The sequence below is a fragment of the Granulicella sp. L46 genome, from assembly GCF_009765785.1.
In the GTDB taxonomy this organism is placed as follows: domain Bacteria; phylum Acidobacteriota; class Terriglobia; order Terriglobales; family Acidobacteriaceae; genus Granulicella.
The window spans coordinates 587,866-613,108 of sequence record NZ_LMUT01000025.1; the positions used below are offsets into that span (position 1 = coordinate 587,866).

20 protein-coding genes and 1 pseudogene are annotated in these 25,243 nt (G+C 56.4%); 7 read left to right on the top strand and 14 right to left on the bottom strand.

All coding sequences use genetic code 11. The annotated features are described in order from the left end of the window. Positions 1 to 91: 91 nt before the first annotated feature. Positions 92 to 1,030, top strand: coding sequence for a phytanoyl-CoA dioxygenase family protein (locus tag GSQ80_RS22410; protein ID WP_158789841.1), 939 nt, complete (start codon positions 92 to 94; stop codon positions 1,028 to 1,030). 344 nt (positions 1,031 to 1,374) lie between these two features. On the opposite strand, the gene GSQ80_RS22415 is transcribed toward GSQ80_RS22410, so the two are convergent. Further along, positions 1,375 to 2,745 carry an Ig-like domain repeat protein gene (locus GSQ80_RS22415; protein WP_158789842.1) on the bottom strand — a complete coding sequence of 457 codons (1,371 nt, stop codon included), beginning with the start codon at positions 2,743 to 2,745 and terminating at the stop codon, positions 1,375 to 1,377. After that, positions 2,739 to 2,981: a hypothetical protein gene (locus tag GSQ80_RS24045; RefSeq protein ID WP_371315763.1), complete on the bottom strand. Its 243-nt coding sequence runs from the start codon at positions 2,979 to 2,981 to the stop codon at positions 2,739 to 2,741. The genes GSQ80_RS22415 and GSQ80_RS24045 overlap by 7 nt, the downstream gene beginning before the upstream one ends. Here GSQ80_RS24045 and GSQ80_RS23580 point away from each other — a divergent pair. Beyond that, positions 2,947 to 3,132 (top strand): hypothetical protein, encoded by a 186-nt coding sequence (locus GSQ80_RS23580; RefSeq protein WP_254059869.1) that lies wholly within the window; start codon positions 2,947 to 2,949, stop codon positions 3,130 to 3,132. The two genes, GSQ80_RS24045 and GSQ80_RS23580, sit on opposite strands and share 35 nt — an antisense overlap. 5 nt (positions 3,133 to 3,137) lie before the next feature. Here the strand turns inward: GSQ80_RS23580 and GSQ80_RS22425 are convergent, their stop codons facing one another. From GSQ80_RS22425 to GSQ80_RS22455, 7 genes are all read right to left on the bottom strand, one after another. After that, positions 3,138 to 3,797: a hypothetical protein gene (locus GSQ80_RS22425; RefSeq protein WP_216850525.1), complete on the bottom strand. Its 660-nt coding sequence runs from the start codon at positions 3,795 to 3,797 to the stop codon at positions 3,138 to 3,140. A 223-nt stretch (positions 3,798 to 4,020) separates the two neighbouring features. Continuing rightward, positions 4,021 to 4,542 (bottom strand): DNRLRE domain-containing protein, encoded by a 522-nt coding sequence (locus GSQ80_RS22430; protein ID WP_158789843.1) that lies wholly within the window; start codon positions 4,540 to 4,542, stop codon positions 4,021 to 4,023. A gap of 401 nt (positions 4,543 to 4,943) precedes the next feature. Beyond that, a complete protein-coding gene (locus tag GSQ80_RS22435) occupies positions 4,944 to 6,560 on the bottom strand; it encodes a hypothetical protein (protein WP_158789844.1) in 1,617 nt (538 codons plus the stop codon). 29 nt (positions 6,561 to 6,589) lie between these two features. Beyond that, positions 6,590 to 7,195, bottom strand: a complete 606-nt coding sequence (locus GSQ80_RS22440; protein ID WP_158789845.1) for a trans-aconitate 2-methyltransferase — start codon at positions 7,193 to 7,195, stop codon at positions 6,590 to 6,592. A gap of 296 nt (positions 7,196 to 7,491) precedes the next feature. Continuing rightward, the gene (rffA, locus tag GSQ80_RS22445) at positions 7,492 to 8,643 is read right to left on the bottom strand and encodes a dTDP-4-amino-4,6-dideoxygalactose transaminase (RefSeq protein ID WP_158789846.1); all 1,152 of its coding nucleotides are present in this window, start codon (positions 8,641 to 8,643) and stop codon (positions 7,492 to 7,494) included. A gap of 50 nt (positions 8,644 to 8,693) precedes the next feature. Further along, on the bottom strand, positions 8,694 to 9,488 hold the full coding sequence (locus GSQ80_RS22450) for a GNAT family N-acetyltransferase (RefSeq protein WP_158789847.1): 795 nt from the start codon (positions 9,486 to 9,488) through the stop codon (positions 8,694 to 8,696). After that, complete coding sequence (locus GSQ80_RS22455; protein WP_158789848.1) at positions 9,481 to 10,467, bottom strand: glycosyltransferase family 2 protein; 987 nt, start codon at positions 10,465 to 10,467, stop codon at positions 9,481 to 9,483. Before GSQ80_RS22455 ends, GSQ80_RS22450 begins: the two co-directional genes overlap by 8 nt. Before the next feature lie 63 nt (positions 10,468 to 10,530). On the opposite strand from GSQ80_RS22455, the gene GSQ80_RS22460 reads away from it, so the two are divergent. Then, entirely contained in the window at positions 10,531 to 10,929 is a 399-nt protein-coding gene (locus GSQ80_RS22460) for a hypothetical protein (protein ID WP_216850528.1), read from the top strand. A 79-nt stretch (positions 10,930 to 11,008) separates the two neighbouring features. Here GSQ80_RS22460 and GSQ80_RS22465 read toward each other — a convergent pair whose 3' ends face one another. The 4 genes from GSQ80_RS22465 to GSQ80_RS22480 all read right to left on the bottom strand — a co-directional run bounded on the left by GSQ80_RS22465 (position 11,009) and on the right by GSQ80_RS22480 (position 14,061). After that, positions 11,009 to 11,356: a hypothetical protein gene (locus tag GSQ80_RS22465; RefSeq protein ID WP_371315759.1), complete on the bottom strand. Its 348-nt coding sequence runs from the start codon at positions 11,354 to 11,356 to the stop codon at positions 11,009 to 11,011. A gap of 162 nt (positions 11,357 to 11,518) precedes the next feature. After that, positions 11,519 to 11,743 (bottom strand): hypothetical protein, encoded by a 225-nt coding sequence (locus GSQ80_RS22470; protein ID WP_158789849.1) that lies wholly within the window; start codon positions 11,741 to 11,743, stop codon positions 11,519 to 11,521. Positions 11,744 to 11,929: 186 nt separating this feature from the next. Then, positions 11,930 to 12,625 (bottom strand): response regulator transcription factor, encoded by a 696-nt coding sequence (locus tag GSQ80_RS22475; RefSeq protein WP_158789850.1) that lies wholly within the window; start codon positions 12,623 to 12,625, stop codon positions 11,930 to 11,932. After that, positions 12,622 to 14,061, bottom strand: a complete 1,440-nt coding sequence (locus tag GSQ80_RS22480) for an ATP-binding protein (RefSeq protein ID WP_158789851.1) — start codon at positions 14,059 to 14,061, stop codon at positions 12,622 to 12,624. The genes GSQ80_RS22475 and GSQ80_RS22480 overlap by 4 nt, the downstream gene beginning before the upstream one ends. A 166-nt stretch (positions 14,062 to 14,227) precedes the next feature. Here GSQ80_RS22480 and GSQ80_RS22485 point away from each other — a divergent pair, with 166 nt between their 5' ends. Beyond that, positions 14,228 to 17,902: a carboxypeptidase-like regulatory domain-containing protein gene (locus tag GSQ80_RS22485; protein WP_158789852.1), complete on the top strand. Its 3,675-nt coding sequence runs from the start codon at positions 14,228 to 14,230 to the stop codon at positions 17,900 to 17,902. A 210-nt stretch (positions 17,903 to 18,112) separates the two neighbouring features. On the opposite strand, the gene GSQ80_RS22490 is transcribed toward GSQ80_RS22485, so the two are convergent. After that, complete coding sequence (locus tag GSQ80_RS22490; protein ID WP_158789853.1) at positions 18,113 to 19,288, bottom strand: hypothetical protein; 1,176 nt, start codon at positions 19,286 to 19,288, stop codon at positions 18,113 to 18,115. Between the two features lie 457 nt (positions 19,289 to 19,745). On the opposite strand from GSQ80_RS22490, the gene GSQ80_RS22495 reads away from it, so the two are divergent. The 3 genes and pseudogenes from GSQ80_RS22495 to GSQ80_RS22505 form a co-directional block, all read left to right on the top strand. Continuing rightward, a complete protein-coding gene (locus GSQ80_RS22495; protein ID WP_254059870.1) occupies positions 19,746 to 20,648 on the top strand; it encodes a transporter in 903 nt (300 codons plus the stop codon). Between the two features lie 349 nt (positions 20,649 to 20,997). Continuing rightward, a complete protein-coding gene (locus GSQ80_RS22500) occupies positions 20,998 to 23,373 on the top strand; it encodes an arylsulfatase (protein ID WP_158789855.1) in 2,376 nt (791 codons plus the stop codon). A 171-nt stretch (positions 23,374 to 23,544) separates the two neighbouring features. Further along, positions 23,545 to 25,243 (top strand): annotated as a pseudogene (locus tag GSQ80_RS22505) (hypothetical protein); the annotation flags it as partial.

Consider the following 25,243-nt stretch of genomic DNA (forward strand, 5'->3'; position numbering starts at 1 on the left):
CAAAAAATAGAGGATCCAAAGACACCTTTGAATCTGCACCGCACTATCGTGGCTAAGGTGCGGGCATGACCCAGCCGTTGCCGAGGCATACATGAAAACTTTCCACGAGCTGCACGCTGCGAACATCAACCCCGAGGCGTTGCGCAGCGAAATTGACACTAAAGGCTATGCGCTGATTCGCAATCTCATCCCGCAGGATTCCATCCGCTCCGTACTGGCTGATGTAACGCGCATCCTCTCTACAGAAAACTGGCTGTCGCCAACTGCGGATCCCCTGCAGCGCATACCGCAGCACAGCGTAGCCTACGGCGATCCCGACCCGGTCTTCAAGCGTGTTTATCAGGATGTATTCAACCTCGAGTCCTTCCATGCGTTGCCGCACCAACCCGCGCTGCAGCGTGCAATGAAGATGATCGTCGGCGACCAACTGCTTATCCACCCCAAGCCCATCGGCCGCCTCATCTTCCCGAACTGTGAGCACCTTGTGGTGCACGCACATCAGGACTACGAGTTCATGGGTGGCGACTCCGAGTTCTTCACTGTGTGGATTCCTCTACACAATTGCCCCACCGACATGGGCGCACTACGCATCCTTGAAGGCTCGCACCGATACGGTATACAGCACCACCAGCGCGAAAATCTCCACGTCCCCGAGATTCCACTCGACAGGGTCGCGGGCAACGATTGGGTAGGAGGCGATCTCAACGCCGGAGACGTGCTCATATTCCACAGCCTCACCGTTCACGCAGCCTCACCCAACATTTCACAGCAGATGCGCCTCTCGCTCGACTGCCGCTTCCAGGATGCACGTCGCGTACTCAACCCCTCCAACCTCGTCTTCGCAGGCGAGTCCGGCAAGTCTTGGGAGAAGACCTACTCCGGCTGGAAGTCGGACACGTTGAAGTTTTACTGGAAGAACATCCCGCTCACCTTCAATCCTTCGAAGGCCGAGATCGAGCACCTGGCACGAACCGCCGAGCCCCCTTCGAAGCGCGCACGCTACGCTCGCATGGTGAGTCAGCTCGCATGACTTTCTCACAGCGCTAACACCTAAGGTGCATATACATGCCTAATGCAGGTGGGTTCCGGAGAAACACTTGCGTCGCTCGAATAACGCTGTATGTCCCGATCAGTATATGGTCAATCCTTTCTTTGTAACGAACCTGTTCCTCAATTACGCGATCCGCACCATTCCGCAGCTTGAGATCAAGGTCTCCGCTTACCATCGAAGCCAGTCGAGGCTGACAGACTACTAAAGCTCACTCAGCAGTATGCTGGGCTGAGTTGCGAAATTTGATTTTAGGTCAAGAGAGTTTGCCGACTGCACTTCTCCTCACGTCGAAGGACTATCGACTGGCAGAGGTACAAGGTTTGTTATTGCCCAAATCTGACAACGATACCGGCGCCAAGGAGAAGGTCGTTCTGGATATTGTTGGTTCCGTTGGGCAGCTGTGTGTGTTGCCAGGCGGCTTCGATTGCACGCACAGCGACATGCTGCGAGAGCCTGTAGTCGAGCCCGCCGCCGGCTTGGGCGCCACCTCCCATCGAGCGCTTGTGTTGCAAGGACCCTTGATTAGCTGCCGTCTGTATGGTCATGGTGAAGCTTGTCGGATTCGTCCCCGGCGTCAAGGTCTGTGGGGTGAATGTCGCGGTGGCCGCCGGCGACAATCCTGCTGCACTGAGAGTGATGGGGAAGTTGAAGGGGCCGAGCAGCGGTGTCAGTGCAAATTTGAAGATCACTGCCTTGCCGGGAATCACAGTCCGACTGGTTGAACCGGCTGGGTTGTTCGGCTGCGGCGTTAGGGTGATGCTGAAGTCTTCGACCAGCTGAGGGATGGCGGGGGAGGTGCTGCCGGTAAAGCTTGAATTCCCTGAATAGACTGCGGTGATGTTGTCCGTACCGGTAGCGATGGAGACGTTCGCGGCGATGGCGGTGACGCCGCCCGGGGGAAGAGTCTGAGTGCTGAAGGGGGTACCGGCGGCAGCGAAGGCAATGGTGCCGGTGGGGGTGCCGAGGCCCAGGGGAACAACTACAGCGGTGTAGGTGATTGGTTGACCGGCGAGGGCGGGGTTGACGTTAGAGGTGAGGGTGATGGTGGTGGGGGAGACAGTTGCTGTGCCTGTGAGCAGGATGCTCTGGGGGACTATGCCGGCACCGGTGAAGACGACCGAGCCGGTGGAAGTTCCGGCGGTTACGGGGAGAAGCTCGAGGTCCTGGGTGCAGCTGGCGCCGGCGGCGAGGGTAATCGGCGGGGCGGAGCAGGTGCCACCGGTTGCCGTCGTAAAGCCCGCGCTCGTAGTGATCGTGGAGACGGTGATCGCGCCTGTGCCGGTGTTGGACAGGGTTACGGCCTGCGGTGGACTCGGTATACCAACGTCTACGGCTGGGAACGTAAGGGTTGGGAGTGTGCCGGAGCGCAGGCGCTGGTTGAGGCGGTCGGCGATGAAGAGGTTGCCGAAAGCGTCGGGTGCGACGGCGTGCGGGGAGTTGAGGATGGCTGCGGTGGAGAGGCCTGCGTCGCCGCCGTAGCCTTGCGAGCCCGAACCCTCGATGGTCGCGATGGTGTTGTTGCCGACCTGGCGAATGCGCTGGTTGTCGGTGTCGGCGATGTACGCATTGCCGGCGGCGTCTACGCTGACGCCGGAGGGCTTGGAGAGGGTTGCGGCGGTTGCCGCGGCGCCGTCGCCAGAGAAGCCTGCGCTGCTGGTTCCTGCGAGGGTGATGATGGTGCCGCCGCTCACCATGCGGATGCGTTGGTTGAGGCGGTCGGCGATGTAGACGTTGCCCTCGCGTCTACGGCGACGCCTGTGGGTGAGTCGAGGGCAGCAGATGTGGTGGGTCCGTTGTCGCCCGCGTAGAGCTCCTCGCCGTCGCCGGCGAGTGTGGTGATGGTGCCGCTGCTGACCTTTCGGATGCGGTGGTTGTTGGTGTCGGCGATGTAGACGTTGCCGGTGCTGTCGACGGCTACGCCGCTGGGCAGGGAGAGTTGTGCGGCGGTGGCGGCTGCGGCGTCGCCAGAGAAGCCGGGCGTTCCTGTTCCCGCGACGGTGGTGATGGTCCCGCCGCTGACCTTGCGGATGCGATGGTGTGGTGGTGGCGTTGCTGATGGAGAGCGTGCCGGTTGTGCCTGAGGTGGTCACGGTGCCGACGCTAACGGAGGTGACGGAGCCGGTACCGTTCGCGCCCGCGCCCTGGGGCCTGCCGGACCAGCGGCACCGGCTGGGCCTGCGGGGCCGATGGGTCCCTGTGAGCCTTCTGGTCCGAAGGCGCCGGCACGGGCAATCAGGTTCCAGACGCCGGGGTTGGTGGGGGGATCGATATTAAAGTTTGTGACGAGCGCGATGTAGCTGGAGCCGCTGGTGGAGCAGGCCGCGCAGAAGACGACTTGTCCAATGGTGTAGGCGGTGGAGGAGGCCCAGTTGGTGACGGTGCCGAGGGTGCCGACGGGGCCTTGCGGGCCGGGGGCGCCGGCTGGTCCTGCGGGGCCGGCTGGACCGGTAGCGCCAGCGGGTCCGGTGAGACCCGTTGGGCCAATGGGACCTGCTGGACCGGTACCCCCTGCGGATCCAGTCGCGCCGTGTTCTGCGATGAGATTCCAAAAGCCGGTCTGCGTGGGGGGATCCTGATTGGTGTTGGTAGCGAGCGCAACGAAGCTGGAGCCGTTGCTCGAGCAGGCCGCGCAGAAGACAACCTGTCCGATCTGGTAGGTGGTGGTGGAGGACCAGTTAGTCACCACGCCGATGGTGCCGGCGGGACCTGCGGGGCCATCAACGCCGATTGGGCCTGCAGGACCCATGGGGCCGGGGACGCCGGTGGGACCAGCGGGTCCGGCTGCGCCATTTGCTCCAGCGGGACCGATGGCTCCGGGGGCGCCGGAAGGACCGACGGGGCCGGGGATTCCGTTGGCACCGTTCGCGCCTGCGGGACCGGCGGGGCCCTGGGGTCCGGGAATAGCCTGCGGCCCGGTTGCGCCCTCGGAGGTGATGGTGATGTCGAGGGTGGCGGCGTGGCCGGTCTCGTCATTTTCTTTGCTCGAGGAGAAGGTTGGCGGAGTCGGAGGTAAGGGCGACGCCGAAGTTGGTGGCGGGCGTGGTGACCCAGTTTTGGACGAGCGTAGTGACGTCGAGTGTGACGTACTGGCCGGGAGCGGAAGCCATGAAGATGCCGGCAGTCGTGCCGAGGGTGGGGGCGGAGGTTGAGGTGACGGAGGACTCGCTCCAGGCAGAGGTGGCTGGAGCGAGGGTGACGGAGCCGGCTGTGTTGACGCGGTTGACGAAGACAGTGAGGGTCGCGCGCGCGATCTGTGCGGAGGTGGTTCCGGCCGGCAGCGTGCTGAGATCGAATTGCAGGAACGCCGAGTTGCCGTTTCCGACGTAGAGGTTCGAGAGAGTGCCGAAGTTCGTCGACGGTCGCGCAGTGCTGACGCTCGCATCGCCGGTCAAGGTTATCTGTGCGGCGTTGGCGGCTGTGCTAAATGGAAGAGTGGCGAGGACGAGGGATAGCAGCCGAACACGCGATAGTTCAAGAAATCGCTCCTGCAACGTTTGTACGCACGAGCTACGCTGAGGAACGATGTTCTATCCGCGAAGTGAAGCTCAGAGGCGTCGGAAACAGCAAAATAGCTGAATCAAGGATCGCTTGATTCTACATGCGGCCTTCATTGGAAGATGAAAAGTTCAGCTTCAAAAAAATACGAGAGAGGTCCCAATGTTGGTAAGGTATCGAAGGGCATTGGACCGACGCAGCGAGCGTCGCGGGAGTGAGAAGTGGTCAGCATGCTGCTGGCCCGGCGGAATTTATGCGGAGGAAGATGCACTCGAGCTTGCTCCGAGCGCCGTTTAAGGGCAACTGTAAGTGATCCAGAGCGGCTCCAGTTCAAGCCCGGTTTTGGCAGTCGCTTTAGGGCTGGCGACTACACTTGCATTCGGGTGGTGATTGGATCTTAGTCTATTCTCCAGAGTTCATATCGGTCGCTCTCACTGTCGCCAAATCCCCACAGCCAGTAACCCCCTATATTGCTGTAGAGGCCCATTCCAGCTCCCATGGTTCTTCCAAACCGATACTTGTGGGTTAGCTCGCCGACCAATGTGCGATGCGGGAAAAGGGCCAGCGATCTGTCTTCTGCTTCGAGCCGGCCCACCACCAGCAGGTCCCCCGGCTTTGGTTGAGGGCCGCCCGGGAAGGTGAGCTTTGCCCCAGCCAGAGGCGCGTACCAATAAGCCGAGTACTGGTCGCCGAACCATACTCTTTCGCCCGCTGCAACGTGCGGCTGAATCAAACGAAACATGGCATCCCGGCCAAATTCCGCATACTCAGCGTCCGAACGAAGAATCAGTAGAGAATAGCCGGTGCTGACAACGATCAACGCGACGGCCGCGGCCCGGGCTACCCTGAACGAAAAACCTTCCATCAGCCGGAAGCAGAGGAAAATGATGGCGGGCAGGCAGGGAACCAGATACTTCATCGGAAGTTGAATGTAGTAGACGACAGGAAGAGGAATCAGAATCCAGAGCAGGAGGAAGACAGCAGTATGATCGCGCTTTCGCAACGCTTCGATAAGCAGGTCGGCCAGCACGCCGAACCCGACAATCGCGAGGGACAGGACAAGCGAATGTTCATGACGCAAAAACAAGACGACCGCCAACCCAGTAAAGATGATCACGATCAGCGGCCGTCCGGTCTTCAAACGGTTCGCAATCCAGCAGACGGCCAGGGGTAGAGGAAAAACGAAGTACATCAGATAGCAATGAAGATTATTTCGTATGTACTGTGTTCCCGTGTAAACGGATGGCGGACTATCGGCCGCCCGACTATGCACATGGGTAGCAGCGATGATTGCCAACAGTAAAACAGTGCCAGCGATAACCGGTGTCCAAAGCCATACTTTCCTTCGGATCTGCGACACAATCTCCCTGGGTTGGATGCTATTGAGCAGAAAAAATGCCGCGAGAGGGAGGAGAAGCACGAGGTGTGGGCGCGCATAGGCTGCGAGGGCCAACGCGATGGCGGCCGCCACGCCCTGACTACCTTTCTGTTCGGCCTTCCAGGCTGCGAGGCGTTCTATTGCCACCAGCGCGAGGGCTGTCGCGAGAATATCGGGCATCGCTGTGCTGGCCATGGGAAGAAAAGGAGCGATGGCCACCAAAAGCAGAGCGCCCGTGATTGCATGAGCCCGATCCCATCCGAAGCGAAAGACCAGCGAAGTCATCGCCAACACCGCAATCCAGACGAGCGCCAGTTGCGTGAGGTGTGCCATCCACTCGTGAGCGCCGCCCAGAACGGTCGGCACGAGTACATAACCTATCGCTTCTTCTCCAAACAGGGCATTTCCAGGCCTCAAACAGTTAACAGAGAGGTTCCAGCAAATACTAAAATCCATCGGCTGCATCGGGTGCTTGACAATCTGCTGCGCCATGGTGAGAAACCACGGATCGTCATTGATGAAAGCCTTGTTCAGAAATGGGAGAAGGCACACCGTGGCGAGAAGTAACGCAGGCCACGCGCAGGCCAGCACAGCGATTGTCGAGACCGTCTGAGGTGCCTCGCGATTCGTCGTCATGTTCTCCGGTTCCTTTGTGAAGGAACCCATCACCGGATACATTCCAGAATCAGATGTGTGTATGGAATACGCAAGAGATCGTGGCGTACGCTCGGTCTAATATTGCTGAATACCTGAGACGCAATTCCCACGTACTCCCTCTCGCTCCTTACGTATTCTCCCCGGTCTTTTGACAACAACCACCGCGCGGTGGGGGACTGGCCGTCGGCGTACACACCATCAACGGTAACCAGCTTGCCACCCGGCCTTAAAGCATCATATGCAATCTGAAATAATTGCCGCGCTTCTGCATCGTCGAGGTGGTGCACAATCCCAAGCGCCAGCACCACGTCAAACGTCTGCTCTTTGGCGAGTGAGAACTGACTGACTCGTTCGCAGACAAAGTGTGCCTCTGGAAACCGCTTCTTTGCCTGTTCGACGTACTTGGGACTTAAATCGAATCCCAAATACTCGGAAGGCGGTAGGTAACGCACGATGGTCCCAGGTCCGCACCCGATCTCTAAAATTCGGGCGCCAACTGCTGGCTGAACATATTGGTTTACTAAAACCTTTGCCCAAGCGGGTCCGCCGACAACATTCCACCACAACTGGTAGGCGGCCGGAACGGCCAGAATAGAACGAATGGATTGAATCATCTGCCTCTCGGATTCTGAGTCCACTATTGCCGTGGAAAAACTGGTTCTCTAATTCCCAATTTATCACGCCACGGCAAGTCGACGGTTATAACGCATCGTTGTGCGGTGGTGGAGGCACAATGCGGGAATCACGCGATTGCGGTGCCGGAACCAGAACGAACGATCCTCGATCGCAAGACAAGCAGCATTCCCGTGGGCCGGATAGGACACTTGAGTTCCGTCTTGCCTCGCGAACCAAAGCCCGGGCTGACGTTGCTCTAGGGATGGGTCCAGCGTTGCGAGATCAAGCCGCATGACTATTTGGAGCTCCAATTCTTGTAGAAGTCGAGCACCGATGAGGCGACTTCCGTTACATCTCGATCGCTCAAATCATAGTACATTGGCAGCCGGAGCAAACGGCTGCTCGTATCATCCGTTACTGGGAGATGTGGCTCTGACAAGCCGAGAGATTTAGCGAAGGGAGAGGAATGCAGAGGCACATAATGAAAGACCGCAAGAATGCCTGCCTTGCGGAGGTGTGCGATCAGCGCTTCTCGCTCGTCCTGGTTTGCCGCCAGGAGATAGAACATATGGTGATTCGAGGTGCAGTGTTCCGGAATGAAAGGGGTGCGAATCCGGCCGCTCTCGACCAGAGGTGCGAGCAGGCTTTCGTAGCGGTTGAAGATTTCGCCTCGACGGGCTGTGATCTTCTCCATGTTCTCCAGTTGGCCATGTAGGAAAGCAGCCAGCATGTCGGACAGAATGTAGGAAGAGCCGATGTCGACCCACGTATATTTGTCTACCTGCCCGCGCAAAAATTGGCTGCGGTTGGTGCCCTTCTCTCGCAGGATCTCGGCCCGCTTCTCCAAATCCGGATCGTTGACCGTCAGCGCGCCCCCCTCGCCACACGAGAAGTTCTTGGTCTCATGAAAGCTATAGCAGCCCATGTGGCCAATGGTACCGAGCCATTGGTCCTTGTATTTGGCGAAGACGCCCTGCGCCGCATCTTCGACAACCATCAAGTTATGGTGCCGCGCGATCGCCATTATCTCGTCCATCTCACAGGCAACACCGGCGTAATGAACAGGAAAGATTGCCCGCGTGCGTGGCGTGATGGCGGCTTCGATAAGCCGCTCGTCAATATTCAGTGTGTCCCATCGAATATCGACGAATACCGGGGTGGCTCCTCGCAGCACGATCGCATTCGCTGTGGAGACGAAGGTAAACGAAGGGAGGATCACTTCATCGCCTGGACCGAGTTTGCAGAGCAGCGCCGCCATCTCAAGCGCTGCCGTGCAGGAAGTGGTAAGCAGAATGCGCCGTGCGTCGAACCGGTCCTCCATCAATTTCTGCGCCCGCCGGGTGAACGGCCCATCACCGCTGGCATGTCCGCCAGAGACTGCCTGACCAACATAGATAAGCTCGGAGCCTACGATGCACGGTTTGTTAAATGGAATGTGGATTGCCATAGTATTGAGCTCGCTGGAAGGATTATGAGTCGGGAAATACCCAGTATCGCTTAAGCAGGTGACCTCAGTGCCCCGAATGGACACCAGTGGAGTGTGATGCTGGGTGCGGGAAAGCGAAAGCCCAAGGAAACATAAAGATTATGCACCGCGACATTGTGGGACGAGATGCTGGTGGAAACCTCCTCGACCCCTTCGCGGTGATGGAAAGCAAGCATCGCCTGCCAGACGCGCCGCCCAAGGCCGTGGCCGCCCAGTCCTGGGGCCAGCCCGATTAAGGACCAAAATCGGCTTACGGGGGTTGGTTGCTCAACCACAAAGAAGGCGATAATACAGCCTTCCATCAGACATTTCAGCACACTCTGATTTGGATTGCTGAAGGCGTTTTCGACCCACATTCCATAGCGGCGGTTACCGATTTCGGGGCCAATCTGCGGGTCAACGTGTAGCCGGCCAGTTGTAAATATCTGCTCAGCAAATCCAGATATTTCTCCACAATCCTCCGGGAGGGCTTCACAAATGGTGATCTCCGTATCGTCTGAAAACCTGCTAAGCCCGACCACGATCGGGCGGTAGTTCAACTCGATGAACCGAAAGCCCTGTCTTTCCAGAAACCCACATTCGGTCAACTGATCTTGGGCTAGGCGGCAGCTAACTAACTTGGTTTGGTTCTGCATGCACCAATTTCGAAAGCTCTCAAATGCGGGTGCCGCGTCCTTCTCTACCCGCACATGTATCGATGCGATGGCGGCTGTGTTACCTTCGAAAATCGGCTCGTCCCAAGGCGTCAGATGGTAGGTAATACTCAACGCATTGCTCTCTGATCGTTCCTCGACATAGTTAAACAAATCTATTCTCCCGAGTAGGATGCGAAACCGGTTCTGTGACAGTTGCGTCGGACTCGGACAAAGCGGCGATCTCTCCGATGACGTAGGGAGGGCGGTCCATGCTGCGGAAGTGGATGCGGGCGAGATATTCACCAAAGATACCGAGAGCGAAGAGCTGCACGCCAGAGAAAATAGCAACCACAGAAGCAAGGAAAGTGAATCCAGGCACTGCGGCACCCTGGATCAAATAGTTGGCCAAGACAAACGCCAATATTGCAAAACCAAACACGAAGGATACAAAGCCAAGAATGCTGGCGAAATGCAGCGGCAGAGAGCTGAAGCCAGTCATGAGGTTGAACGCGTGGCGGATCAGTTTACCTGTGCTGTATCCCGATACGCCCGCAGTGCGCGGTGAATGGCGAACCTTGATGGCGGTAAAGCGCGCGGTTGTCCAAGTAAGAAGCACATCGATCGATACAGATGGACTGCGGTACTCCCGGAAGCCCTCGCGCAGCCGAGTACGGAAAACACGAAAGGCACTCACGTTACGGGCGGTCTCAGCGCCCATGGTGCTGGCGAGTGCCGTTTTGGTCATGCGCGAGGCGAGATCGCGAAGAAATCCATGGTGTTCCTCTTGCGGCGCGCCGTAGACGACATCGTACTCTGGCTTCAGCGCCGCCAGCATTGGTGCGATCTCGCTGACCGGATGCTGCAGATCGTCGTCCATTGTAAGGATGATCTCGTGCTTTGCCGCCATGATGCCGCAGAGCAGCGCATTGTGTTGACCGTAATTTCGGCTCATCCTAATACCGCGCACCCGGTGGTCTGAGCGGGCCAAGTCGGCAATAATCGCCCAGGAACCATCGCCTCCCCCATCTTCGACAAAAATAATCTCGAAAACCGACGTTAGTTCCGACATCGCATCGGAGAGCTGTCGGTATAAATCGGACAGTGTCTGCTCTGCACGATAGACAGGAATGACAACGGAAACCGTAAACATGAATGACTGGTCCTAATCTCGTACGCCATAATGCACGCAAGCAACAGCGATGAATTGTGGTAGTTGCCAAAGCCTAATCACGGCTTCGATGTCGGTCATCTCCACATAGTAGTCGATACGAGCATAGTATGCACTCAGCCGTTTACCTGGAGGAAGAAGCTACGCTACTCCATCAATAGCATCTTCAATTTCACCGATATTCCGATCACTCTACTCTTTTATTGTGGCGGTGTTGCTCTTGTGCTCGCGCTGCTCGGCATCCTGACGGTTTTGTTTGCGAGGATTACGGGACGCGTTCAGGTTCCGGGATATACGGCTATTGTGTTGAGCGTGATGTTTTTTGGAGCGCTCACGAGCATAGGACTGGGTGTTGTGGGTCAGTATCTCTGGCTCACTTTGCAAAACACTCGTCAGAGACCTAACTACATCGTCTATAAGATTGAGCGCTATGATGCGAAGTAAGTAGTCAGAATGCGCCGCTGGGAGGCGAAGAAAAGCCCGAACTGTGGGCCCGGGCTTTTGTGTTTGATGATCAGCTAAATTAGGCCGAGGCTTCTTCGGTTCCTGCGGCTTTGGTTCGGGCGACTGTCCAGTCGGTCGCACCTACTTTGAAGCGGGCGAAGCGGCGGACGCTGATGTTTTCGCCGAGTTTCGCGACCTTCGAGGCGATGAGCTGGCCGACGGTCTGCGAAGACTCCTTGATGAATGCTTGGTCGAGGAGGCAGAACTCTTCGTAGAACTTGCCTTCGCGCATCTTTTCGATGATGTTGGCCGGCTTGCCAGTCGCTGCGGCCTGGGCGCGGTAGACTTCCTTTTCGTGCTCGAGGTCTGCGCCGGTGACGTCTTCGCAGCTGACCAAGAGTGGGTCGACGGCGGCGATATGCAGCACGGCAGAGAGCTAAAGCCAGTCATGAGGTTGAACGCGTGGCGGATCAGTTTGCCTGTGCTGTATCCCGATACGCCCGCAGTGCGCGGCGAATGGCGAACCGTCGATTTTGATGATCGGCATAGCCCAACAGGGTCCGCGAAGAGTCGATCGCTCTCTACCGGTTTAACAGCCGTATTGCTTTCCTTGCTCAGAAGGCTCCCAGGGGATAGATACAAACGTACGCTGGAAGAAGGCGTCGTCTACAACGTACTGCTCGTGATTTTCGCCTTCAATGATCCAGTCCCCGGTGCGAACGTGACGCTTTCCGAGATCGGTAACGATCGAGGCATCGTGAGTGCATTGGCTCGCTTTCACCAGCAGCGGTCTACGTGTGCGAAAAGTATTCATGGGTTGGCTCCGTCTGTGCTTAACACCGACAAGAATCATCACAACAGCTAACCCATAAAAATGGCATAAAGCCAAAGGTAAATGTCTCTGCTCTTATACACGACGACCGCGAGTCATTTGTATAGCGACAGTCGGAACGTGTTGGGCGAGGTCCACGCACATCAGGACAGTTCCACGGCTGTCGTTCTATAGGTCACGGAAGCGGTAGCCAACGTAACTGTCCGTGAGCAGGTACACCGGATGAGCAGGATCATCCTCCAGTTTCCGCCGCAACTGGCTCATATACGTTCGCAGGTATTCTCGCTCTCTGCCGTATTCCGCACCCCATACAAGCGCCAACAGTCGTTGATGCATCAGCGGACGGCCTGCGTGCCGCATGAGCGTCTGTAGTAGTTCAAACTCCTTCGGCGTCATACGAACTTCCACTCCACGTTTTATGACACGGCGCGTAGATGGATCAAGGGTGATGTCGCCGATAGTGATCGGGTGGGCGGGAGGGGCGGCCTTTGCCCTGAAGCGACGGACCGCGGAACGCACCCGCGCGGTCAGTTCCAGAAACTGAAAGGGCTTAGTAATGTAGTCGTCTGCTCCCGCATCCAATGCTTCGACTTTGTCCCTTTCTTCATCTCTCACCGTAAGCACAAGAATCGGTAGGAGTGGATATATTCGATGAATGCGCCGGCAAGTCTCCATGCCTCCGATGCCAGGCATGTTTACATCCAGCAAGACCGTTTCGAATGGACGATGCTGCAGCGCGAGCAATGCTTCTTCACCAGACGATGCACCTTCAGGGCAGAATCCCACAGCCTCCAGCGTATTTCGCAGGCTTTGGCGCAACGCCTCGTCATCTTCGACGATCAATAACGATCCCAATGCAGTCATGTTAGTTGCTCCGTAATAGCCGGTATTGCAATAACGAATGTTGTTCCGGCTTGAACATCACTCTCAATCGAGATCTTTCCGCCGTGTGCCTCTACAGCCTTTTTCGCTACCGATAGACCTAGACCCGTACCGGGAGCACGATGCTCCACGGACGAGCTGCGATAGAAACGCGCGAACACTATATTCCGCTCTGAGGGCGGTATATAAGAGCCCTCATTGTGGATTCGAAAGACCGCCTGTGATCCCGAGAGCTCTGCATTAATTTGCACGCGCGAATCCTGGGGACCGTATTTTGCCGCGTTATCGAGGATTTGGACGAGCGCCATTGTGAGCAGCTGGGAGTCACATCGAACTCCAGTCATCTCTGGCGCGATGGAGATATCGACGATCCTGGCTTGCAGTTGAAAGACGCACTCGTCCAGTACTCCGTGAATCAGAGTTCGAACATTGATTAGCTTCTCGTGCAGAACGATACGAGAGAGCTCTAATCGTGAGGTGCGCAGCAGGCGAGTGGTCAGTTGGCTAAGGCGAGTGGCCTCCTGATTGATGAGATCGATGAGGCTGGTTTGTTGAGCGCTCAGCTTTCCCGCGGCCAACAATCCAGAGCTTGAGACTGTAATCGTACTTAGCGGCGTCTTGAAAGCATGGGCTAATCCATCCAGCAATGCAGAGCGTAGCTGCTCAGAGTGCCGCTCTGCCTCAACATCTATTTCTTTTGCCAGGAGCCGCGTGCGTTCGATCGCCATAGCTGTTATGGAGGCGATCGAGTTGACGGTCAACGAGTCGATTGCATGTCCATGAAGCATCAAAGCGCCGATAGGGCGACTTCCGAAATACAAGACCCGAAACGAAGTGTGATTGGAGAGGTCGTCGTAATTACGCTCACTGAAATAAACGACTTTTGTGGCGTCCTCTGCGTTAGGGGTTTCACCAAAGCAGGAGAGCGCATCTTCATATGCATTCCAGAGAGCCACACCTCGGAGAGGGAAGCTCCTCTCGATTAAGACGCATAGCTGTTGCTCCGGGGATTGCTTCCAATCCAGCAGGAGCAGGTCACGGCACAGTTCATGGAGGGCCTTCTGCTCACTGCTTTGTCTCTGCACCATGAGTTGCTGCTGGCGCGCATGATGAGAGAGTCGGCTCACCATCAGCGAAATCCCTTCAAAGGTGGCGAGCGCCGTCCAGTTCTCAGGACTAGCCACGCGAAAACTGAATAAGGGCGGGGCGAAGTAATACTCCAGGCATAGAGTTGCGACGACTGAGACAATGCTCGCTTCCACAAAACCGACTTTGTCGGCTATGGCCAGCGTGACGAATAGATAAACCGAAATTGTTGCCGCAAGATTCAGGTGATGATTCGCAACTATGCCAAAGCAGAGCAAGAAGGCACAAGCAAACAAGACCAGCACAACCGAACGGAGGCGCGCATTTGACACAACGAATCTTCCCTAATGCAGTATAGGAACGAAGCTCGTAAGAAAGTCGTAAGAAAGCCGTCAAGAGTCTGTCGCGAAGACTCTTGAATAGGTTTACTTATGCCTCCTTTGTGGGTTACGAATTCACATAAGCCTAGCCGGCATGAATACCGGTTAGGAGAAAGAAATGAATGTTTATGAAACCTCAGCAGAAGCATTTCACAGCCACGCGATTGCCCTCTTGCGGGCGCAGCAGACGCGGCAGTGGTTACTTGATGCTGAGAAATCTCGCGAGCGGAATCCTCGCACCTCACACATCCGTGCGGTAGCAGATCGATTTCGCAGCGCGGGAACTGTAATCGCAATCCTTGTTGTGTTGCTTTGTTCGAGCAGGTGTTTCGGCCAGTCTACTTTTGGTAGCATTCGAGGCACTGTTGAGGATGTCTCAGGTGCTGCTGTCCCGGACGCGCAGGTCAGGTTGCACAGCATCGATGAAAATACAGATCGTGTGGTAACGACCGACGCAGCGGGTGCCTACACGTTGGAAAACGTCAACGCCGGCAAGTACAAAATCGTAGGCGAACGGGCTGGATTTGCCGATTCTGTTGTTGATGGCATCTCACTCGCCGCTCGCCAGGATCTCCGCTTCGCGCTGACCATGAAGATTGCCGCGCAGACGACCACCGTTGAGGTTAGCGCCGCAGCGGCAGAGATCAACACAGAAAATGCAACGCTGGTTCACTCTTTAAACACCGGCGAAATCGGCCAGTTGCCGCTTAACTTTCGCGCCACAACTACAAGCCCCCTGGCGGCTCTCGCGGCCTCGCCTGATGTGCAACAGGACACCTCCGGCAACTTCGAGGTTGGTGGCGCGACAACCGGTATGGTCGGATTCTCAGTAGACGGCGTTTCGACGGTGAACGTCTTTCAGAGCGGCGTATCGCTCGCGGTGGGCGCATTAGGCTCGAATCCGTATCCTTCGTCCGAAGGTATCTCGGAACTCAAGGTGACCGGGTTCGACAACAATGCCGAATTTTCCCAAGTAGCGGATGTGACCTTTACAACGAAACCTGGCACGAACCAATTTCATGGGAGCCTGTTCGAATATCTTCAGAACGATGCCTTAAACGCGAAGGTGTATGACTTCGCCGTGAAATCGCCGGAGCGATTCAATACCTTCGGTGGAAGTGTTGGCGGACCAGTCTCTATTCCTCGTCTTTACAATGGCCACAACAAGACCTTCTTCTTCTTTGACTACGAAGGCAATCGCAAGAGCACGTCCACTGCGGAGCAATATGACGTGCCGAGTATGCAGGACAGACTTGGCAATCTGAACGACATCGCATCTACGTTTCCTATCCTCAATCCTGGGCCTGCGGGCAGCACCACCAACCCGAACGGTCTTCCGATTGTGAATCCGAACTGTGCCATCGGGATGCCTTGCATCATCAACCCGGCGACTGGCTCACTGGAGACCGGACAGCCCTTTGCCAACAATACGATCACCACGCCGCTTAGCCAATCGTCTCTGACCTTGCTGAATGATTACTATCCGTTGCCGAACGCAACGAATCTTGGTGGAGGTCTGAATTACCAAACGCTGGTGCCGGTTCCTTCGCGCACCAACGGTTTCGACGGTCGCATCGATCAGGTGATTTCATCGAAACAACAGATGTTCGTCCGCTACAACTGGAAGAACCTGCTGGTGAATACGGTGAATAATCTGCTGCCCGACGATGTGGATACGGAACATGATCGCAGCTTCCTGGTCTCGCATAGCTATGAGTTCACACCCACGTTGATCAACGAGTTTCGCTACGGCTTTACCCACTCGATTCTCTCTCCGGATTTTCCGATTGAGGGCGCACAGGCGATCGCGCAGCTGGGACTTCAGGGAATCGACGTTTCCAACCATCCAACCGATGGGGGCTTTCCCAGCATTTTCTTCAACGATGGCACCAGCTTCACGCCCATCGGCAGAGACCATGTAGGCCCCACAGTGTCCAGCACCTATGAACTGGCGGACAACCTTACCTGGACCCGCGGGAGACATACCGTGCGCGGCGGTGTGGACATCCGCTGGGTGAGATTCCAGGTGCCGGAGATCGAGACACCCTCCGACGATTACGGGTTGATCTCCTTCAACCAGAATATTTTCACTGGAAGCTCCTTTGGCGATTTGCTGTTGGGAATTCCCAATACAACGTATTTTGCAGTGACCGGACCTGCCAATGATGCTGGCGGTCGTCAGTATGGTTTCTATGCACAGGATGAATGGCAGGTGAACAAGCGGCTGACCATCAATTATGGTCTGCGCTGGGAACTGCTTCCTCCGTTCGTGGACGTGAATGGACAACAGGCCAACTTTGATCCCAACACGAACTCGGTGATCGTAAACTCCAACCTCTACGGCAGGAATGGAGGGCCGGTGCTTGCCTTCCTGCAGTCGTTCAACGCCTGCAATGCGTCTATCCCTGGACACACGGCGACTGCAGATCCGGGATACACGCCGTCGAGCGCACTTCCATGCACGCCGGTAGTGTCCAATGAACAGGAAGGTCTGCCGCCAGGTCTGAGGCAGACCTACATGCGGAATTTTGATCCCCGCATCAGCTTTGCTTACCGTCCGTTCGGCGACGACAGAACGGTTCTTCGCGCCGGTTTTGGCATCTTCACCGTGACTGCCCTGGGACAATTGCAGAACAACAACGAAAGCAATCCGGTGGCATCCGTCTATACCTACACCAACATCAACGCAGCTGGCGCACCGTCGTTCGCCTTCCCACAGGTTACGCCTCCGGGCGTTGCCGGACAGGCTCAGATTGGCGGCGGCGAATTGGAACAAGCTACCGACCCCCGCTATCGTGATGTTCAGACGGCGCAGTGGAACGTTACGGTTGAACGGGAACTTACGTCCAATACCGCCTTGCGCGCCAGCTATGTCGGTATGAGTTCCTATCGTCTGAACGTCACCGCCAATCTCAATCAGCAGCTTCCCACAACCGTGCCCGTAGGACAGCCCAATCCCAATCCGATACCCTTTCCGAACTGGGGCACGATCTTCCAAACGGCAAACCTCGGTCACCAGAACTATGAGGCTCTACAGCTGCAGGCAACGCACAGAATGGGAAAAGGTCTGTCCTACCAGGCCAACTACACCTGGGCGCATGACCTCAGCGACGCCCAGGGAGATGCACCTACGGCCTTCCAGGGTGAGACCCGCTATGGACTTGCCGACGAAGACCGCTTCAACATCAAGGGCAACCGCGGCAACGTCGTAGGCACGCGCCGCAATCGGTTCCTTCTCACCGGTACCTACGAGCTGCCCTATGGCCGCGGGCGCCAGTGGTCCAGCCACTCAACCGTGGTGGATTACATTCTGGGAGGTTGGAATGTGAATACCATTACGCTGCTTGAATCGGGCCCATATCTCACTCCCACGATGAGCGTGGCCGACGACCAGACCAACACGGATCCAGCTGCGGCAGGCATCGCCGTGGTTCGTCCCGACAGGGTAGGGAACCCGATTCCCGCCCACCGCACCAACGCCGATTACTTCAACATCGCCGCGTTCGCACCGCCGCCAGCGGGCGCAGGACGCGTTGGTAATGCAGCCGTCGGAAGCCTGGAGGGACCGGGCACGATCGCGGTCGCCGCTGGTCTAGCCAAGATCATACCGATTCATGGAAATGTTAACCTCCGCTTTGAATCGACCTTCACCAATGTGCTAAACCACACCAACTTCGCGCCTCCGCAAACTGATATCAGCAATACCAGTTCCTTCGGCGCGCTGACCACTGCGCAGACGGCAGAGAGTGCTGGCAACCGTACAGGCCAGGTAGCGCTTCGACTCGTCTTTTAGCGCTCCGTGCAAACCCTAACCCTGAGACAGGCCTGTCGTGTTGCTTGCGACAGGCCTGTCGCTGTTGCGCGATCGGGCACTCCTTATTCAAGTCCCGGGGTGTGCGACGAGTCTCCAAAATCCTCAGTCATCGGGAGTGACGATGTGCGGCCTCCCGGGATAGCGTGGCAGTGTCACGTCCGCGCTCATCTGTTTCAGGGCTTTGATCCGTCAGAAGATCAGCTTGAAAAGCCGCGTCACTAACTCTTCAAGCGGCATGATTGTTAATATCAGGGGAAGGATCGGGACCACAACGGCAACCGCCAATCGGATCGTGTCATTAAGACTGAATGGGACCGGTCGCATTTCGTCCACGCCTTTATAACTGCCTCCGAGGTCGGCGAGCGACTGGATGTCGGATGCGCCCAGGATTGCTTCACCGTCGCCGCCTCCGCGAATCCATTTCCGGTCGAAGTCAGAGACGTAAGTCGTGGCCAGCGTTCCGTATTCGCGCATACCAGCTCCCTTCGTTCGAGAGAGAAGAGACGTGAACATTGTGAGTGGGCCGAGAATTGACACGACGCAGAATCCGACCAATCCAGCAATGATCGCTTTGAACGACGAGAGGCTTTGACCTTCATAAAAGATCCGGCTTGCGATGAACCCTGCCAGCAAGGCTCCTTGAGCAAACAGGATCGGGCTGAAGGCGAAACTGTTGCCGCCCAAAAATCCGATTCCACCTGCGCGATCTGGATGCGCGGGCAGCAAGCGTAAATTCAACCGAGACACCCGCCACAGAAACAGGAACCATATGGACAGACGGAGATACCAGCGAAGCAAAATAAATTGAAAGATCGGGAGACTGACAAAGCTCAACCAGTAGCCGGCTAGCGTGAGGTGCATGCCCGCGCCGTCCGGGACCCGATACCACGTCGGCGTTCCCAAGGCTACTTCGTTCCGCCACACCCAGATACCAACCGTATAGACAACGACAAACAGAGCTAGCTCGACGAAAACAGAGTTTCGCACGCGCATGGCACCTTCGATCGCATCATTGAATTTTGGCCTGTCCTCTTCGCGGATGATTCCGCGCTCGACAAAAAGCTTTACCGCAGGCCCTAGACGGTGCAGGACCATCAGCTCGGCCAGGATGAGTACCGGCAGCGCTACCAGAAAGCGAACCTGCGACTCAATGTCGTGAAAGAACGTCAGAGATTGATTGCCGAAGAGGTGACCTTCGGCGGCCGCAAGAATCGTGAGTGGCAACCACGCAACGAGCGTGATGACAAGCACTCGGCGCTGAATAAGTTCCAAGGCCGGGCCGGATAAGAAAGCCTTCCTCCAGATCTGGTAAAGGGGACCTCCTAACATTAGTGAGAAATCAGGTGGTTCCTTGGGAGTTGCCATAGATATCTCCGTTCATTGGTAAGCGAGACGACTTATTGCCTTGGATCGGACCAAGGTCTGCCGGGTCGCGTTCCTTCCAATGGAACTCCGGGCCTAGGGTAGTTGCCTAACCATCATCATCATTGCCAACCGAACATTTCGAAACTGTTATTTATGACAGTTCCGCGACTGAATCACGCAAGAGATGATCGTTCGAACGGCATGTGCCGAAGCACTGAAGTGATTGCGCCCAGCGAGAACATGCACTCGGGGATAAATGGGATCCGACCAATGCGATGCCCGCGATTCACGGTCGACAGGCGCAGACAGTCAACGTACCCTTCACCCACATCAAACCGGTCGGCGTCGATCTGTGAACTCGCTCAATAAACAAAACGTCAGACGACCAATACGATTCAGGAACATGCGGTCAGTTTTAGCGTCCGTCTTCGTAGCCGCGTTGCTCCTGGCATGGCCCATGGAAGCAGCGTATGCCCAGGACCTCGCTCCGCGCGCGTATATCATCGCCCCAACCCATTCGAACGCGGTTACCCTGACTAGCTCTTATCAAAACGGCGAGATTTTCCTGAATGGCGTAGAACCCGTTCCAGACTCACATGGGCAGATCTACACATCGGCCTTTACCTATTATCATTCCTTCGGTTTGCTGGGCCGGTCCACCAACATTACGGCGTCTCTACCCTACGCAGTCGGCAGCTTTAGTGGAACCGCAATGGCAGATGCAGATGAAACTACAGGACACCGCTCTGGTTTGCCAGCCCCAGAGGTTCGTTTTTCGATAAACCTTTTCGGTGGTCCCGCCATGGACCTACCGAAGTTTAAGAGGTGGCATCAAAAGACGATTCTCGGAGCCAGCCTCCTGGTCTTGCCACCACTCGGTCAATATGACCCGACCCGGCTCATCAATCTTGGGGCAAATCGATGGTCATTCCGGCCCGAACTAGGCTACTCGCGTCGTTTGGGGCATTGGGTGATCGATGCCTATGGAGGCGTCTGGTTCTTTACAACCAACCCAGATTACTTCTCGCGCAACGAGTACTTTCCTGGCACCAATACTCAAACGCAAAAGCCTATGGCGTCTTTCCAGGGGCACCTCAGCTACGATATCAAGCCTCGACTTTGGGCGTCGTTGGACGGCAATTTCTGGTTCGGCGGTCGAACAAGCCTGAATGGCGTGGAGAATTCAAACACGCTGGAAACAAATTCTCGTCTCGGAGCAACGATTTCAGTTCCCGTCCCAAAGACGATTCACCAGTCTTTGAAATTCAGCTACAGCGGCCATGTGTACGTCCAATTCGGAGGAGACTTTCAGACCGTTTCCGTCGCATGGCAATACTCCTGGCTGGGTCGACCTAACTGAATTCCTCCGGCGACCATTTATCTCAGACTCAATTGTGAATTAAAAGAACGGTTTGAGTGACGGGGCTTCTATGACACTGATTCTCACCAAGATGTTCATTCTTCCCCGCTCCGACGATTTCGTTAAGCGCTATTGGATCTCTGGTTGTATTGCGAAAACAACGCCCACGTCGCCTTCAACCAGAGCTCGCCCGAAAGAGGTTAGGCAGAGCATGACTGTATGTTTTGACAGTTGTGTCATCCTTGGTGAACCCCTTAATCTCCGACATACCTCGAAGAGAGCGCTCGGCTCTTTTCTCGATGCTTCGACGTTTCTGGTTCCACAAACCTTAAGGAAGGGTTCCCCCCCCATGAGTACCCCAGACAATCTGCAGCGTAGCGTTCTTCCAATTCCCGATCAGCCGCGTTCCGGCATAGTCCTGTATGACGCAAAAGATCCGGAGAACAAGTACCCGCCGATTATTCCCGTGATGCCGCCGGCTGGAGCCCCCAATGTTCTGGTGGTTCTGATCGACGATGCGGGCTTTGGCTCATCCAGCGCGTTTGGAGGCCCATGCGCGACCCCAACTGCGGAACGGCTCGCCTCAGAGGGCTTGAAGTACAACCGCTTTCATACCACCGCACTGTGTTCGCCGACGCGCCAGGCCTTGTTGACCGGCCGTAACCATCACTCGGTCGGCATGGGTGGAATCACGGAGATTGCGACCGGCTCACCGGGCTACAACTCTATCCTGCCAAATACCTGTTCTCCGCTTGCACGCACCCTCAAGCTCAACGGCTATGGAACCGCACAGTTCGGCAAATGCCACGAGGTTCCCGTTTGGCAAACCAGTCCGGCCGGTCCCTTTGATGCGTGGCCTACCGGAGGAGGCGGCTTCGAATACTTCTACGGCTTCATCGGAGGCGAAGCCCACCAGTGGTATCCGTCGCTCTATGAAGGCACCACGCCGATCGAGGTAAAGAAGACGCCCGAAGAGGGCTATCACCTCATGGACGATATGACAACCAAGGCCATTAACTGGATTGGTCAACAGAAAGCTCTAATTCCGGACAAGCCGTTCTTCGTGTACTTCGCGCCCGGCGCCACCCATGCACCGCACCACGTCCCAACTGAGTGGGCGGATAAGTACAAAGGCAAATTCGACCAGGGCTGGGACAAGCTGCGCGAAGAGACCTTCGCCCGTCAGCTGAAACTTGGAGTCATTCCGTCGGACAGCAAACTCACGCCAAGGCCTCCGCAAATTCCCGCGTGGGACGATATGCCTGCAGAGCTAAAGCCAGTGCTCATCCGGCAAATGGAGGTTTATGCCGGTTTCCTGGAGTATGCGGATCACCACGTTGGCCGGTTGGTCGATGCATTGGAAGGCTTGAACGTCCTCGAGGACACGCTGATTTATTACATCATCGGCGACAACGGCGCCTCCGCCGAGGGAACGCTGAATGGTACCTACAACGAGATGATCAACTTCAACGGCGCCGCGGCGCTGGAGACGCCGGAGTTCCTGATGGAGCGGCTGGACAAGTTAGGTGGTCCGGAATCGTACAACCACTACGCGGTCGGTTGGGCGCACGCCTTGAATACGCCGTATCAGTGGACAAAGCAGGTTGCGTCGCATTTTGGCGGCACGCGCAACGGCACGATTGTGCATTGGCCCAAGGGTGTCGAGGGGAAGGGCGAACTTCGCACGCAGTTCCACCACGTGATCGACGTCGCACCGACCATTCTTGAATTGGCAGGTCTGCCTCAACCGACGTTCGTCAACGGTGTTCAACAGCGCCCGATCGAAGGCGTCAGCATGGCGTATTCCTTCAATGATGCGAAGGCTGCCGAGCAGCACGAGACGCAGTACTTTGAGATGTTTGGCAATCGCGGCATCTACCACAAGGGCTGGACTGCGGTAACGCGACACAAGACGCCTTGGCTACTCCAGGGTGAGAAGACGCCTGCATTCGACGACGATGTGTGGGAACTGTACGACACCACAAAGGACTGGAGCCAGGCAAACAACCTGGCCAAACAAATGCCTGAAAAGTTACATGAATTGCAACGACTGTGGCTGATCGAGGCGACGCGCTTCAATGTGCTGCCTCTCGATGACAACATCGGCGCGCGGATGAACTCAGATCTGGCGGGTCGGCCGGTCTTGATCAAGGGCAAATCCCAGATCCTGTTTGGAAATATGGGTCGGCTCTCCGAGAACTCGGTCCTCAACATGAAGAATAAGTCGCATGCCGTGACTGCCGAGATCAATATACCCAAGGCTGGAGCTGAGGGCGTAATCATCGCGCAAGGCGGCAACATCGGCGGATGGAGCCTCTATATAAAGGGAGGCAAGCTGAAGTACTGCTACAACCTGCTCGGCATACAGCAGTTTTATGCGGAATCAGCAGACGCGCTGCCACCGGGCGAACACCAGGTTCGCATGGAATTTACTTACGCTGGCGGCGGCATGGGCAAGGGCGGCACCGCGACTCTCTATTTGGACGGCAAAAAGGTTGGCGAGGGCAAGGTTGCCGCGACGGCAGCGGTAGTCTTCTCCGCCGATGACGGCTGCGACGTGGGCGTGGATACAGGATCTCCTGTTTCACCGGACTACGGCGCACGAGGCAACGAGTTTACGGGCACCATCAAGGGTGTCCAGCTTGCCATTGCCGAGGACGCTGAGGCTGTCGACCACCTGGTCGATCCGGAACACGCCCTGCAGGTAGCAATGGCGCGGCAATAACGAGGAACGGCCGGCAGTTGGGAACGACTGCCGGTCGATTTCCCCGGAACATACGATTCGCACGCCCTTTGATAGAACGGGTAGGTCTGTGTGCTTTGCGCCTGTATCGGTGATCGATTCAAACGGAGGTCGGTAATGACGCGCAGGTTTCGGTTATTTCAAGAAAGTGAAGTGAGAAGGGTAGTTGCGTTTCTACTCCTTGTTTTCGGCATCCCCAGCCTCATGATCGCGCAGGAGATTGGCTGGCCCCGTGAGATGACCCAAAACGGCGCGCACATTATCTACTATCAACCTCAGATCGACGAGTGGCAGAACTACCGCACCCTGAATGCACGAATGGCGATCTCGGTTACGCCTGTAGGAGGAAAGCCGACACCCGGTGTGGTTTCGATCCAGGCGCGTACCGATGCGAACGTAGAGACGCGCAATGTCGTGATCAGCGACATCAAGGTGATTGACGCGCGATTCCCATCTGTCGACGCGGCAGGCGACGCAAAATTAGCCGAATTGGTTCGCAACTTCTTCGCACCCGACAAGACCATATCCATCTCCCTGGATCGCTTGACTGCCGAAGTGGAGGAAGGCAAAGTGTCGGCGCCGACCGTTCAACTGGACAATACCCCGCCTAAGATTTTCGTTAGCAGGGGACCGACCGTTCTTCTCCTCATCGACAACAAGGAAGTGCGCGCGCCCATAGAGAAGACGAAACTAGAGTTTGTCGTGAATGCAAACTGGACCGTGCTGTTCGACAAAGACGGGAAGAAGTATTACCTGCTAAACGGAAAGCAATGGTTGACGGCGGCCAAGCTGGAAGGTCCATGGACGGTTGCTGCTCAGCTTCCGAAAGAAATGAACAAGCTTCCCGCTGACGACAACTGGGCGGAAATCAAGAAGGCTATTCCCCCGCAGGGCTCCGCGGGCGCAGCCCCGACAGTAATCTTCAGCAACGTTCCAGCTGAGGTGATCCAGTTCAACGGTACGCCCATATATTCCAAAATACCTGGCACCCAGTTGACGCGTGCGACCAACACGGAGAGCGTCTTGTTCGTTCAAACGAATGAACAGAAATACTATTTCCTGGTTTCGGGACGATGGTTCCGTTCCGTTTCTTTGGATGGACCATGGACCTTTGCAGGCGCAGATTTACCAGCGGACTTCTCAAAAATTCCGCCCAATGGCCCAAGTTCTGACGTGCTCGCTTCGGTGCCGGGCACCCAGGAGGCAAGCGACGCGGTTCTTCTCGCGCAGATTCCTACGACCGCGATCGTGAACATAAAGGAAGCTGAGGCCCAGGTAAAGGTTCAATACGACGGGTCACCTCAATTCAAGCCGATTGAATCGACGTCGCTCTCTTACGCCACCAATACGCAGGACAAGATCATCAAGGTTGGTGATATTTACTATCTGTGTTTTCAAGCCGTGTGGTTTATGTCGACAACTCCGACTGGTCCGTGGAAAGTAGCGAGCTCCGTACCGAAGGAGATCTACACAATTCCACCGACTTCACCGGTGTATAACGTCACATACGTCACGCAGGTCCAGACTTCTCCAACCACGGTCGAGTCCGACCATACGGCGGGCTATCTCGGCATGTTCTTCTTAGGGGCAGCGGTAGGCCTCACCATCGCCTATGGCACGGGCTACTACTATCCGCCGTACTATTACTATCCGCCGTTTGGATATCCCATCTACCGGCCGTATCCAATCACTTACGGAGTCGGCGCGTTCTACCATCCTTACTCTGGAACGTATGGCGTGGCACGAGGCGCCTACGGACCGTATGGAGGAGTGACCGGTGCGGCGTGGTACAACCCGTCAACGGGCCGATACGGCAGGTCTGTTTCGGCATACGGTCCTTATGGCAGCGTGA

Bases quoted from the DNA above. Each gene is read 5' to 3' on its own strand.
- GSQ80_RS22475 (WP_158789850.1), bottom strand. From the start codon at position 12,625: ATGACTGCATTGGGATCGTTATTGATCGTCGAAGATGACGAGGCGTTG.
- GSQ80_RS22410 (WP_158789841.1), top strand. From the start codon at position 92: ATGAAAACTTTCCACGAGCTGCACGCTGCGAACATCAACCCCGAGGCG.
- GSQ80_RS22425 (WP_216850525.1), bottom strand. From the start codon at position 3,797: ATGGGTCCTGCAGGCCCAATCGGCGTTGATGGCCCCGCAGGTCCCGCC.
- GSQ80_RS22435 (WP_158789844.1), bottom strand. From the start codon at position 6,560: ATGACGACGAATCGCGAGGCACCTCAGACGGTCTCGACAATCGCTGTG.
- GSQ80_RS22490 (WP_158789853.1), bottom strand. From the start codon at position 19,288: ATGGCAACTCCCAAGGAACCACCTGATTTCTCACTAATGTTAGGAGGT.
- GSQ80_RS22495 (WP_254059870.1), top strand. From the start codon at position 19,746: ATGGAAGCAGCGTATGCCCAGGACCTCGCTCCGCGCGCGTATATCATC.
- GSQ80_RS22440 (WP_158789845.1), bottom strand. From the start codon at position 7,195: ATGATTCAATCCATTCGTTCTATTCTGGCCGTTCCGGCCGCCTACCAG.
- GSQ80_RS22455 (WP_158789848.1), bottom strand. From the start codon at position 10,467: ATGTTTACGGTTTCCGTTGTCATTCCTGTCTATCGTGCAGAGCAGACA.
- GSQ80_RS22485 (WP_158789852.1), top strand. From the start codon at position 14,228: ATGAATGTTTATGAAACCTCAGCAGAAGCATTTCACAGCCACGCGATT.
- GSQ80_RS22415 (WP_158789842.1), bottom strand. From the start codon at position 2,745: ATGGTGAGCGGCGGCACCATCATCACCCTCGCAGGAACCAGCAGCGCA.
- GSQ80_RS22470 (WP_158789849.1), bottom strand. From the start codon at position 11,743: ATGAATACTTTTCGCACACGTAGACCGCTGCTGGTGAAAGCGAGCCAA.
- rffA (WP_158789846.1), bottom strand. From the start codon at position 8,643: ATGGCAATCCACATTCCATTTAACAAACCGTGCATCGTAGGCTCCGAG.
- GSQ80_RS22500 (WP_158789855.1), top strand. From the start codon at position 20,998: ATGAGTACCCCAGACAATCTGCAGCGTAGCGTTCTTCCAATTCCCGAT.